The sequence below is a fragment of the Acetobacter okinawensis JCM 25146 genome (assembly GCF_000613865.1).
GTDB lineage: Bacteria > Pseudomonadota > Alphaproteobacteria > Acetobacterales > Acetobacteraceae > Acetobacter > Acetobacter okinawensis.
This window is the reverse complement of sequence record NZ_BAJU01000011.1, coordinates 1-12,814: the sequence shown is the minus strand read 5'-3', so window position 1 is coordinate 12,814 and position 12,814 is coordinate 1. Positions and strand designations below refer to the sequence as shown.

8 protein-coding genes and 5 pseudogenes are annotated in these 12,814 nt (G+C 55.3%); 9 read left to right on the top strand and 4 right to left on the bottom strand.

The genetic code is table 11. From position 1 onward, the window contains the following. Nucleotides 1-242: 242 nt before the first annotated feature. On the top strand, nt 243-785 hold the full coding sequence (locus JCM25146_RS06765; RefSeq protein WP_242400979.1) for a Spy/CpxP family protein refolding chaperone: 543 nt from the start codon (nt 243-245) through the stop codon (nt 783-785). A gap of 145 nt (nt 786-930) precedes the next feature. Continuing rightward, nucleotides 931-2,162: pseudogene (locus JCM25146_RS17855) on the top strand (multidrug effflux MFS transporter). Between the two features lie 9 nt (nt 2,163-2,171). Here the strand turns inward: JCM25146_RS17855 and JCM25146_RS17850 are convergent. From JCM25146_RS17850 to JCM25146_RS17840, 4 genes and pseudogenes are all read right to left on the bottom strand, one after another. Next, nucleotides 2,172-2,438, bottom strand: coding sequence for a hypothetical protein (locus tag JCM25146_RS17850; protein ID WP_242400977.1), 267 nt, complete (start codon nt 2,436-2,438; stop codon nt 2,172-2,174). Between the two features lie 159 nt (nt 2,439-2,597). Beyond that, nucleotides 2,598-2,783 (bottom strand): Trm112 family protein, encoded by a 186-nt coding sequence (locus JCM25146_RS06750; protein ID WP_025826802.1) that lies wholly within the window; start codon nt 2,781-2,783, stop codon nt 2,598-2,600. 23 nt (nt 2,784-2,806) lie between these two features. After that, nucleotides 2,807-3,447 (bottom strand): annotated as a pseudogene (locus JCM25146_RS17845) (LON peptidase substrate-binding domain-containing protein). Between the two features lie 69 nt (nt 3,448-3,516). Beyond that, nucleotides 3,517-4,471, bottom strand: a pseudogene (locus tag JCM25146_RS17840) (tetratricopeptide repeat protein). 236 nt (nt 4,472-4,707) lie between these two features. Here JCM25146_RS17840 and uvrA point away from each other — a divergent pair. The 7 genes and pseudogenes from uvrA to JCM25146_RS06700 all read left to right on the top strand — a co-directional run. After that, nucleotides 4,708-7,572, top strand: a pseudogene (gene uvrA, locus JCM25146_RS17835) (excinuclease ABC subunit UvrA). After that, nucleotides 7,569-8,387, top strand: a complete 819-nt coding sequence (locus tag JCM25146_RS06725) for a creatininase family protein (RefSeq protein WP_025826798.1) — start codon at nt 7,569-7,571, stop codon at nt 8,385-8,387. Before uvrA ends, JCM25146_RS06725 begins: the two are co-directional and overlap by 4 nt. A gap of 136 nt (nt 8,388-8,523) precedes the next feature. Then, nucleotides 8,524-9,738 carry a YncE family protein gene (locus JCM25146_RS06720; protein ID WP_025826796.1) on the top strand — a complete coding sequence of 405 codons (1,215 nt, stop codon included), beginning with the start codon at nt 8,524-8,526 and terminating at the stop codon, nt 9,736-9,738. A gap of 83 nt (nt 9,739-9,821) precedes the next feature. Then, on the top strand, nt 9,822-11,045 hold the full coding sequence (locus JCM25146_RS06715; RefSeq protein ID WP_025826795.1) for a DUF2075 domain-containing protein: 1,224 nt from the start codon (nt 9,822-9,824) through the stop codon (nt 11,043-11,045). Between the two features lie 194 nt (nt 11,046-11,239). Next, nucleotides 11,240-11,800 (top strand): NifU family protein, encoded by a 561-nt coding sequence (locus JCM25146_RS06710; RefSeq protein WP_025826793.1) that lies wholly within the window; start codon nt 11,240-11,242, stop codon nt 11,798-11,800. 103 nt (nt 11,801-11,903) lie between these two features. Continuing rightward, a complete protein-coding gene (locus JCM25146_RS06705) occupies nt 11,904-12,488 on the top strand; it encodes a malonic semialdehyde reductase (RefSeq protein ID WP_025826790.1) in 585 nt (194 codons plus the stop codon). Beyond that, a pseudogene (locus JCM25146_RS06700) lies at nt 12,488-12,814 on the top strand (tRNA (adenosine(37)-N6)-threonylcarbamoyltransferase complex dimerization subunit type 1 TsaB); the annotation flags it as partial. The gene JCM25146_RS06705 and the pseudogene JCM25146_RS06700, both read left to right, overlap by 1 nt.

Genomic DNA, 12,814 nt, shown 5'->3' with positions numbered 1-12,814 from the left:
AGGCGAGTAACAGGTTTTAGTTAGGTCACGCCTGAGAAGGCCCTGCCAAACTGTCTGCCTGAGAAAACCAGATGCCCTGTCTGTCTATCTGCAAGGGCAAGAGTGTTTGCAAGCAGGCGTAAACTGTCTTGCCGCGTATTTTTACAGATGTTGCCTTTTTTCAGACATACCCGGGTGCCACAGTCCAATATCAGGCAGGGCAGGTGTCGCTTTGCACTTGATATTGATGATGTGAAGGCTAAATGATGAAAAAAGCTTTGCTGGCAACAACACTGGTTATGGGTCTTGCGGCTTTTTCCGGGTCTGGTGCCCGGGCTGCTGAGGCTGGTTCCACGGTTGGTGCCCCTCCCCCTCCGCCGCCTGAATGTGGGTGTATGCACCATGGGCCGGGGCCTGGTGGGCATATCTTCAAACTGGACGGGATCAAGCTGACCTCCGAGCAGAAAAAGAAGATCAAGGCGGTATTCGATGCCAACAAGCCCGAAGACCCCAAAGCTGGTATGGAGCAGACCCATGCCCTGCAAAGCCAGATTCGCACGGTTCTGACAACGCCGGGGCCGGTGGATCAGGCCAAGTTGCAGGATCTGGAACAGCAGATCAGTGCCTTGCAGACCCAGCATGCCCTGCACAGATTGCAGGTTGAAACCCAGATACACGATATCCTGACCCCCAAGCAGCTCAAGCAGATTGCCGAACAGCCTGATCATCCGCCGGGCCCGCCGCCGGCATGTGGCGGTAAGATGCCCCCTCCGCCCGAAGCACCACAGGGTGGTAAGGAAGGGTAAAAAACCTTACAGGGCTGCCGGGAATAACCGGCAGCCTTTTTTTATAAGATACGTTAAACGAACGGGAGGTGCCCGGTTTTTGGTGGTGGACAAAAACCGGATGGCGGGGGAAGAGTAACGCATTCTTCCTCCGGTAATCCATGAGATGACAGTTTCCTCCGCGGCACCCATATCCCCTTTTCCATTCCGGCTTATTTTTCTTCTGGGTCTGGTTACAGCCATTGGCCCGTTGGCAACGGATATGTACCTGCCTGCTTTCCCTGATGTTGAGCAGGATCTGGGAGGAGGGGCTGGTTCTGTACAGTTTACGTTGGGTGCGTGGTTTTTAGGCTTGGCCTTTGGTCAGTTTTCCCAAGGCCCCCTATCAGACAGGTTCGGGCGTAAGGGGCCGCTTCTTGTGGGGCTTGGAGTTTATGCTCTGGCTTCTGCCGGGTGCGCGCTGGCCAGTAACTATCACCTGTTCTGCCTGTTCCGGTTTATTGGTGCTTTTGGCGGGTCGGCCAGTGCGGTTATTCCACGTGCAATTGTGCGTGATGTCGCAACTGGCAAAAAGGGCGGCCATATTATGGCGCAACTGACACTGGTCTTTGGTGTCATGCCTGTTCTGGCCCCGGGTCTGGGGAGTCTTGTTTTAAAAATTGGTGACTGGAGATGGATATTCTGGATTGGTACGCTCTACGCTGTGGCGGCCATTGTGGGTGTTCTGGTTATGCTGCCCGATACGCTGGCAGTTGCAAAACGCATCCGCTTCCGCCCGGTGGAAATACTCTGGCGTTACCAGAATATCCTGTGTGAACCTGTCTTTTTTTCCAATGCGCTGATTACGACTTTTTCTACTTTTGTCATGTTTGCCTATCTGGGCAGTGCTCCTGTCCTGTTTGAACAGACATTGCATTTTTCGCCTGGCGCATTTGGTATTTTCTTTGGTGCCAATGCGGCCTCCTTTATTCTGGGCACCCAGATCAACGGATGGCTGATACACCGGGTGCCTATGCCCGCGCTACTTGAAGGTGCCATTCTGTGGGCCTTTGCCATTGGGTGTGTTTTTGTGGCTCTGGCGCTTGCCGGTGTGGTGGGGGCAGCCCACCCATGGCTGACCTGTGGCTTTATTGTGAGCATAACTGGCGCATTAGGTTTATTGGCCCCAATGGCACGGTCATGTCTTTTTCCCGGCATGGGCACCATGCTGGCAGTGCTTCTGCCCTGCTGGGGACCATGCAGTTCAGCTTTGGTTCACTCAGCAGCGTGCTGGTTGGTCTGCTCCCCGGTGGAGGGGCCATTCCAACAGCAGTGGGGATGATGACGGGGGTGGTCGGCATGGCAATAGGCAATATTCTGCGGCGCAGAACATCCGACCAGCATGATGCTGAGGAGTAAAAGCTCCTCTTATTTGGTTTTCTGGAGTTGGCTGTCGTCCTGTTTGCCATAAACAGCCTGTGCCTGTGGCGTAATGGTATGCCCGTTATCCGTGCGCATGGGGCCTGCGGAGCCTCCGCCATCATACATGGGGGGCAGCACTTCGTAATGGTCTTCGGGCTTGGGTGGGGTGTCAGGCTTTTTTATGCCTGCCGCTTCCTGTGCGGCTTCCAGTTTTTCCTGCCGTTCAACATCTCTTTGTGCTGCTCGCGCCTCGGCCTGTGCGGCCTCGGGCAAAAAGCGACCGGGTCGTTCGGGAGGGAGATCAATATTGTCTCCCTCAATCAGATGATGCAGCCTGCTAGGAGAGGAGCAAGCAGGAGCAGGCTACCAAGATATGTGCTGTTTTTTTCCCAAAAGCATGGGCATGTCCGAGGCAGAGGGAAAAAACGTCAGTCAGCCTTCAATACGGCGCGCTTCATCTGGCAGCATAACGGGAATGCCATCAAGAATGGGGAAGGCCAGCCCCGCTTTTTCGCTGACCAGTTCGTTGGTTTGGGCATTAAAAACCAGCGGTCCTTTGGTTACCGGGCAAACCAGCATGGACAAAAGGCGCGGGTCAAGTGGTGCTGTATCGGACATAAAACGGTTCCCACATCATATCATCAGGAAGGAGGGCCTTCCTGCTCAGGGCCGGACAGGTCTAGCAGTGTTTGCAGGACCCGCACACGGTCTGTCAGATTTTCTGCATCCAGCAATGCCTGTTTTTCCGCCGGAGGGAAAGGACAGATCATGGGTAAAGTGACCAGAAGCAGGCTGTCATCCATCTGTTCTATCAAGGACCAGCGCGCACTCAGCCCTTTTTTTTGAAAATAAAGCTTGAGCGAGTGCAAAAGCTGGGCGCGGTCAAACGGTTCGGACGGAATTTCGTTCAGGTCTCCCGCAAAGGAGGAGACATCTATCCGCGCAACCCGGTAGCCACGGCGTAACCCCGTCTCGCGGAGCAGGCGGAAGCGGAGCAGGCCGGTCAGGGTCATGGCGTAGGTGCCATCGGCCCGCTCGGTCATGGAAGTCAGGCGACCAAGGCAGCCAATGGAGTAAAGGGGCGGGGCCTCGTTTTCCTCGTCCTCATCTTCCTGCCAGCGGGGCTGGATCAGCCGATCAGCCTGTGCGATGCCAGAGCATCTTCCACAAGGGCAATGTAGCGTGGCTCAAACACATTGAGTGGCAGCTTGCCCCGGGGCAGCAGCAGTACACCGCTGAGTGGGAAAAGCCCGATTTCTGGCGGAATATCAGCCAAGGTCATGTCCCCCAGCCGCGGAATGCGGCGGGGAACATCATCCTCGACAAAAGGGAGAGTCGAGCGGGGCAAGGGTCAGGAAAACAGAAGGGAGGAAAGACGGCGGCGGGACAGAAGCGTTGCCGGGTCCTCGTTCCCCCATGCTTCAAAAAAGCGCAGGAGCTGCTGGCGGGCTGCGCCGTCTTTCCATTCCCGGTCCGCTTTGATGATGTGGAGCAGCTCGCCTGCGGCTTCTTCACGCTGTCCTGCGGCGTTCAGGGCCGTGGCCAGTTCGCAGCGGGCGTCATAATCCTCGGGGTTGGCATCAAGCCGTGCGCGAATACCCTCCATGGCCTGAGCAGCCTGACGGCCTTCCTTTTTCAGTTCAAGGGCTGCGCGCGCTCCGGCTACTTCGGGGCTATCAATAATTTTTGCAGGGACATCGGCCAGAGCAGCATCTGCGGCCTCTTCATCATCCAAGGCCAGCATGGCGCGGATCAGCTGCCCAGGCTTTGGGGTTTTCGGGTTCTTCACCAATGACGGCAGAATACATGGCGGCTGCCTGAGCGGGCTGTCCGGTTTCCATGGCCACATCGGCTTCGTGGAGTTGTTCGGTGGCTGGCAGGGTGCCGCCACCGCTGGCCTTGAGCAGGGTTTCTACAAACTTCTTCACTTCGCTTTCGGGGAGTGCTCCTTGGAACACATCCAGAATCTGCCCTTTCCAGAAGGCAGCCACCAGTGGAATGGACTGGAGCGGCAGGCCCGCCTGTGCCAGTTGGCCTGCCAGTGCGCGGTTGGCCTCGATATCGATTTTAACTAGCCGGACCTTGCCTTTGGCGGCGGTTACAACTTTTTCCAAAATGGGGGTCAACTGCTTGCACGGGCCACACCATTCCGCCCAGAAGTCCACCAGAACAGGCACTTCCCGGCTGGCGTCCATGACGTCATGCATAAAGCTGGCCTGTGTGCCATCGGTAATGATTGGTGCAGCATCTGAGCCACCAAAGCTGTTGTGCGCCGCCGGGGCGGGCTGACCGATCAGATGCTCCATCTGGTTTTGTTCCTCAAATTTCTGTCACGCAGGCAAAATGGCGCCTGCCGTGCTTTTGGCCACAGTACATACTTGTGTGAGTAAATGGTCAATCATGTTTGCAAGCGCAATGGCCAGAATGGCGGAACTGGGCATTTTGCATGGCCCGGGGTTTTGGTGTGTTTCATGGATTGCATAGGAGCGGATTAAAGCGCCATAATAGAGGACAAAACAGGAACGGTGGCAGAGAGCTCTCCATGGCAAAATCAGGTCTTCCCGGTCAGCACAGCATTCGGGTGCGTGGGGCACGTGTGCACAACCTGAAAAATATTGATATCGATATTCCCCGTGACCGGCTGACGGTTGTGACCGGGCTTTCAGGCTCGGGCAAATCGTCCTTGGCGTTTGATACCATTTATGCCGAGGGGCAGCGCCGCTACGTGGAGAGCCTGTCCGCCTACGCCCGCCAGTTTCTGGAGCTCATGGGCAAACCGGATGTGGACTCCATAGAAGGTCTGTCCCCCGCCATTTCCATCGAACAGAAGACAACATCCAAAAATCCACGCTCCACGGTTGGCACGGTAACGGAAATTTATGACTACATGCGCCTGCTCTGGGCGCGGGCGGGTGTACCCTATTCCCCCGCAACCGGCCTGCCGATTGAGGCGCAGACAGTCACCCAGATGGTTGACCGCATTATGGCCATGGCCGAGGGGACGCGGCTTATGCTGCTCTCCCCCGTGATCCGCGACCGTAAGGGCGAATACCGTAAGGAACTGGCTGAGCTTCAGCGCAAGGGGTTTACCCGTGTGCGGGTGGACGGCACGCTGTATGACATTGCAGATGTTCCCAGCCTTAACCGCAAACTGCGCCATACGGTCGAGGTGGTTGTGGATCGGGTGGTGGTTAAACCTGATGTACAAACCCGCCTGGCTGACAGTTTTGAAACCGCATTGGCCCTGAGCGAGGGCATTGTCTATGCCGAGGAAGTGCTGAAGGACGAAACACGAGAGCCTGAAAAACTTGTGTTTTCTTCACATTTTTCCTGCCCTGTCAGTGGTTTTACACTGGAGGAGATAGAACCGCGCCTGTTTTCCTTCAATGCCCCCCAAGGCGCTTGCCCCGCGTGTGATGGTCTGGGGGTAGAGACGTATTTTAACCCCGTTCTGGTTGTGCCTGATATTACCCTCTCTCTTGCAAAAGGGGCCATTGCACCATGGAAAGATGCAAAATCACCCTTGCTTGAGCAAACGCTGGAAAGTCTGACACAGCATTTTGGTGTCAGCATGACCACACCATGGCGTGACCTACCGCAGGAGGCCCAGACCGGAATCCTGTATGGTGTTGAGGAGAACATAAGTTTTACCTATCAGGATGGCAAAAAAAGCTATGTGGTCGAACGTCCGTTTGAAGGGGTGCTGACCAGCCTGCAAAAAAGACTCGCCAATACGGATAGTGTTTGGGTCAAGGAAGAACTTTCCCGCTACCAGTCAGAAAAATTCTGCCATGTCTGCCATGGTGCGCGCCTGCGTCCGGAGGCCCTGTCTGTGCGGGTGGCGGACAAAACCATTGCACAGGCCAGTGACCTGTCTATTGGTCATGCGCTGGACTGGTTTGACACGGTTATGCCTACCCTTACCCCCCAGCGTGCGGAAATTGCCCGGCGTATATTGCGTGAAATTCTTGACCGGCTGAAATTTCTGGATGATGTAGGGCTGGATTACCTGACCCTCTCCCGCGGGTCGGCTACTGTCGGGGGGAGAAAGCCAGCGCATTCGTCTGGCCAGCCAGATTGGTTCGGGCCTTACAGGTGTACTTTATGTGCTGGATGAACCCTCCATTGGCCTGCACCAGCGCGATAACGAACGGTTGTTGGGAACACTGGATCGTTTAAAAAACCTTGGTAATACTCTTATTGTTGTTGAACATGATGAAGATGCGATAAGGAGTGCCGACTGGCTGGTGGACATGGGGCCAGCCGCGGGTGTGAATGGTGGGCAGGTTGTGCTCAGGGAACACCTGAGCAGGTTGCCAAAAATCCGGATAGTCTGACAGGGGCTTACCTTTCAGGCCGCAAGCGGATTGAGGTCCCCCAGCAGCGCAGGCCCGTGAACAAAAAACGGATGCTGACCGTGGAGGGGGCTTCTGGCCATAACCTCAAGGACGTGACGGCCCATTTTCCCCTTGGTACATTTACGTGCGTGACTGGTGTTTCAGGCAGTGGCAAATCCACACTGGTGATTGACACGCTCTACAAGGCGCTCTCGCGCCAGCTTATGGGGGCTGCGACCTCTCCCGAGCCATACAAAAAAATAAAAGGTATGGAGCAGCTCGACAAGATTATCGATATTGATCAATCCCCCATCGGTCGTACACCCCGATCCAACCCCGCAACCTACACAGACCTGTTTACCCCGATCCGCGACTGGTTTGCAGAACTGCCAGAGAGCAAGGCACGTGGCTACAAGGCAGGACGCTTCTCCTTCAATGTCAAAGGGGGGCGGTGCGAGGCCTGTCAGGGCGATGGTGTGCTTAAAATAGAAATGCACTTTCTCCCCGATGTGTTTGTGACCTGCGATGCCTGTAAAGGTGCGCGCTATAACCGTGAGACACTGGATATTCGCTTCAGGGGCAAAACCATAGCAGATGTTCTGGCCATGAGCGTGGATGAAGCCTACCCACTTTTTTCTGCCCAGAACCGGATACGTGACCGACTGGCAATTTTGCAAAAAGTGGGTCTGGGCTATGTGGCGTTGGGGCAGCAGGCCACCACGCTCTCTGGTGGGGAGGCGCAACGCATCAAGCTCTCCAAGGAACTGGCACGTAGGGCAACGGGCAGGACCGTCTATATTCTGGACGAACCCACAACCGGGTTACATACAGAAGACGTTAGAAAACTTTTGGAAGTTTTGCATACCCTTGTGGACCAGGGGAATACGGTCATTGTTATTGAGCACAACCTGGAAGTGATCAAGACCGCTGACTGGATTATAGATGTTGGACCGGAAGGGGGCGATGGTGGAGGCACCATTGTGGCGGAGGGTACGCCCGAAGCGATTGCCGCATGTAAAAAAAGCTATACGGGTCAGTTTCTTGCGCCCCTTCTGGTACAAAAATCATGAAAAAATGCTTTATTTTTAGTCTATTTTTGGGGGTAGCTGTACTATCCCCCCTGCCTGCGCAGGCACAGTGCCTGCAATTACCCAAAAGCGTTCTGTTTGAAAAACTGACATGGACAGAAATTGCACAGGATATATCATGTGGTTTTACAACCATTATTGTGCCTGTGGGGGGTACGGAGCAGAGTGGTCCATACATAGCTGTTGGCAAGCATAACAGCCGGGTTCTGTATCAGGCAGAAAAAATAGCTCATCAGTCAGGCAAAACACTGGTGGCTCCTGTCGTGGCTTACGTGCCGGAGGGCGGAACAGCTCCCCGTACATCGCATATGCGTTTTCCCGGTACCATTACGTTACCACCTGACGTATTTGCAAAAATGCTCTCCTCCATTGCAGAGAGTTTTCGGGTGCAGGGGTTCAGGCTGGTTGTGCTGATTGGTGATCATGGCGGTTACCAGAAGGAGCTGGAAAAACTGGCGGCCCAGCTTACGGTAAAATGGCAGGCGACCGGGGCGCGCGTGCTGTATGTGCGCGATTATTATGATGTACTGCCCCACCAGTATAGTGAGTGGTTGCGGCAGAACGGGTACAGGCTGGATGTCGGCCAGCATGCCGATATAGGAGATACATCACTTATGCTCGCGGTTGACCCTTCCATGGTGCGGGAGGAGGCTCTGCGCCATGCCCCTAACCCGACCAGTGCGCAGGGTATTTATGGGGGAGACCCGCGGCGTGCCACATCCACACTGGGGCAACCGGGCTTGGCTATGCAGGTGAATGCAGCGGTTAAGGCCATTGATGATGCACGGAACAAATAAATACTTAAAATAATTTTTGCCATAATAATAAATGGAAGATTTTAACCACAGCCGAATAGACGTTATTTACCCCGCGTGGTAAATGCGAAGCCTCATCAAGGTCTCGAATGATAACAGGCACAGAGGGGTCTGGGTTATGGGTTTTAAGCAGTATCTGGTTGCAGCGGTTGCCATTGCAGGCATGAGCGCTGGCAGTGTGGCCGGTTGGGCGCAGGATGTTGGTGCACCGTCGGCTACGGGTGTAGTCCCGCCTGTGGCTTCTGCGGCATCTGGCGTGCAGACCATTCCCGGTATGCCCGCGGTGGCCAACCCTGATAATTTGTACAGCGAAACAGGGGCCACGCACATTGCGCCCGACGTCGCGCAGGATCCTGCGCGGGTATATGTTCCCAACCTGCGCTCCAATGATGTGGATGTAATTGACCCGGCAACCAACAAAGTGGTGGACCGTTTTTCGGTTGGTAAAAGCCCCCAGCATGTTGTGCCTTCATGGGATTTGCGCACCCTGTGGGTGACCAATAATGCCGAAGGTACCATTCATGGCAGCCTGACCCCGATTGACCCGCGTACGGCACGTCCCGGCCCGTCCATTGCGGTGGATGACCCGTACAACATGTATTTCACGCCCGATGGCAAATCCGCCATTGTGGTGGCCGAAGCCCGTAAACGTCTGGACTTCCGTGACCCGCACAGTATGCAGTTGCAGCAGTCTATTGATGTGCCGGAGTGCAAGGGCGTCAATCATGCCGATTTTTCCATAGATGGGCGTTACGCCATTTTCACATGTGAATTTGGCGGCCATCTGGTCAAGGTGGATATGGTGAACAAAAAGGTACTGGGGTACCTCAAACTGTCCAGTGGCGGTATGCCGCAGGACATTCTGGTCTCCCCCAATGGCAAGACCTTTTATGTGGCCGACATGATGGCCGACGGCGTGTTTCTGGTCGATGGGGACACGTTCCGTGAGATTGGCTTTATTCCTACAGGTCTTGGGGCTCATGGGCTGTATCCCAGCCGCGATGGTACCAAAATGTATGTTGCCAACCGGGGTTCCCACCTGATTCATGGTCGCCCCCACAGCAAGGGTGGTGGGGTTTCGGTTATTGATTTTGCAACCAATAAGGTTGTGGCGACATGGCCTATTCCCGGTGGTGGTAGCCCCGACATGGGCAATGTCAGTGCGGATGGTAAGGCCCTGTGGCTGTCTGGCCGTTTTGATGATGTTGTCTATCGTATCAACACGGATGACGGGAGCATGATCAGCATTCCGGTCGGGCAGGAGCCGCATGGGCTGACCGTATGGCCTCAGCCTGGCCGTTACTCCATTGGGCATACAGGTATCCTGCGCTAGAAAAACACAGGGTTTATGGACTGCTGAAAAGCCTTTCCCCATAATAGGGGAAAGGCTTTTTTATTGCGTTATGGGAGCGTGGCATGGCGGACGGGAACAATAATCAGGCGTTGCAGAAGCTCTCGCCCAACCGCACACTTTCTGATGAACAGATGGCATTGTGTGAACGTGTTTTGCAGTTCTGTCAGGACAATGTTGCATCTGGTCATGCAGTTTTTGTGATAAAAGGAGATGCAGGGACCGGAAAGAGTATTGTTATCAATAAGATATTTAATGAATTACAAAAACTGTCCCGAGAAAAATCTCAGCCCAATGCGTTATCGGGGACAAAAAACTACCTTCTGGTCAATCACCCGGAAATGATGAAGCTTTACCGCAATATCGCGGAAAAATCCCGTTACGTAAAAAAGAAGGATTATGAAAGGCCAACAAGTTTTATCAATACCATGCACAAAACTGGGCAGGTCGCGGATATTGTTCTGGTGGATGAGGCGCATCTGCTTTTAACAAAAGCTGATAAATACAACAGGTTTGTGCAGGACAATCATCTTGAAGAAATTCTTAAATGTGCTCGGGTTGTCGTGATTGTTTTTGATGACAAACAGGTGCTCAAGTTTAAAAGCCACTGGACGGAAGATGATCTGGAATCCGTTCTTGCGCAAAAGCATGTCCAGGTCTTTCATCTTCAAAACCAGTTCCGTATGCAGGCCAGTGTCCAGACCTTGGAGTGGATAGAGCAGTTTTTCAAAAAAACAGTTCTGCCCGTTCCTTACGATCCATGTTTTGATCTCAGGTTTTTTGAGGATGCACAGGACCTCTATGATCTGGTGCGCCAGAAAAATGCGGAATTTGGTCTCTCCCGCATGGTGGCAACATATGATTACCCTTACCGTCTGGATGGCCGCGAGCATTTTGTAACCGAGGGGCGCTTCCACCTGAAGTGGGACATCGCAAAACCGGAATCCCGCCTGCCCTGGGCCGAGCGGGCCGATACAATAGACGAGGTTGGGTCCGTCTATACCGTGCAGGGGTTTGACCTGAACTATGTGGGGCTGCTGCTAGGCCCGTCAGTGCGGTATGATGCACAGGCCGACACCCTTGTGCTGGACCCGACCCGGTACGAGGACAGCGCGGCCTTTGCTGGCCGCAAAGGCCTTGCCCAGCCGGAGCAGACCATGGAGCGGATTATGCTCAATGCGATCAATGTGCTTATGACGCGCGCTGTCAGGGGGCTGTATATCTACGCGCATGATCCCGCGCTACGGGCCCGTTTTGGCCAGTTGCAAGGCGGGAGCATGGCGGGTTGAGGATGAGGCCAAAGCTGCTCCCAACATGGCAGCTTTGTGCGTGGAGCAGGTGCCCGCCGCATAAAACCGCCAGATTTTGCACGGGAGCAGGCATTTTCTGCACGAAAATTTTCATACAGAACTTGTTCTGTCCTCATTCTGGTGCCAACTGAATGCAGAGACATACGCTACCCTACAGATCGGACACTTCCGCCATGTTCATAGAAACCGAAGGTACTCCCAACCCCGCAACACTCAAGTTCCTGCCCGGTCAGGCCGTGGTGGGCGATGCAGGAACCATAGATTTTATTGATGCCGATGCCGTAGCGGGGCGTTCGGTGCTGGCCGATGCGCTGTTTGCCTTGCCCGGCGTTGCGCGCGTTTTTCTTGGGAATGACTTTGTCTCTGTTACCAAGGCCGACAGCGCGGACTGGGAAGAACTGCGTCCGTTGGTGCTGTCCACGCTGATGGATCATTTTGTGGCGGGCCTGCCGGTTGTAGCGGAAGGCGTTGCCGTTCATGAGGACGAGATTGCGCCAGAGGATGCGGAGATTGTCGTCCAGATCAAGGAACTGCTGGACACGCGCGTACGTCCGGCGGTGGCGGGGGATGGCGGCGATATTGTTTTTCGCGGCTACCGTAACGGCATTGTGCGCCTGACCATGCAGGGTGCCTGCTCTGGTTGCCCGTCCTCGCGCGCAACGCTCAAGCATGGGGTGGAAAACATGCTCAAGCACTATGTGCCGGAGGTTGTCTCGGTCGAGCAGGTGGACTGAGCATAACCACGCAACCAGAGCATGCTCTTTTCGGGGGGGAAGTCTTGGCTTAAAGAAGGGAGCGCGCCACAGTAATCCGGCGCAGTTGGAGGCAGGACGGAACATGTTGGACGCAAGTGGGTTAGATCTGCTGTTTACAAAGGCGCGTACCCCCCTGCGCTGGACTACCCGCCCTGTAGAGGAGGAACTGCTGCGCCAGATATATGATCTGGTGCGTATGGGCCCGACCTCTGGCAACTGCTGCCCTGTGCGTGTGGTTTTTCTTGTTGGTTCCGCCGCGCGTGAAAAGCTGCGCCCTGCCCTGTCCGCAGGGAATGTCAACCGGGTTATGGGCGCTCCGGTTATTGCCATTGTGGCCCATGACCCGCTCTTTTTCGAGCAGCTTCCAAAGCTTAGTCCGGGGGAAGAACTGCGGGCATGGTTTGCCGCAGATGTTGGCCTGTCGGAAGAAACCGCGTTTCGCAACGGCACCTTGCAAGGTGCGTACATGATTATGGCCGCCCGCGCACTTGGGCTGGACGTGCTGCCGGTTTCAGGGTTTGACCAGTCTATGGTGGAGGACGCCTTTTTGGTCGAGCAGGGCTGGCGCGCCAACTTTTTGCTCTGCCTCGGGTATGGAGACTTTGCGGATTTGCCCGAGCGCGCTCCACGGCTTGAGTTTGAACAGGCCTGCCGGATTATCGATTAGTGGCACAGCGTATTCTGGTTATTGACGGCAGCCCGGCGGGCGATAGCGCGTGCGGCACGGCAGCCTGTGTTGTCCATGCCTGGGACGGGCTGCGTGTTCTCACCCTCCAGCGGGAGGCAGGTAAACAGGCAGCAGAAGGGGTTAGCCTGCTGGCGGCAGAGGCTTTGCAGCAGGCAGGCTGGTCGCGCGCGCAGGGGACTGCGCCCGATCTGGTGGCTGTTGTTGTGGGGCCGGGGTCGTTTACTGGCCTGCGGGCGTCCTGCGCTGCGGCTGCGGGCTATGCCGTGGGTGTGGGGTGCCCGGTTGTCGGGGTTACACGGGCCGAG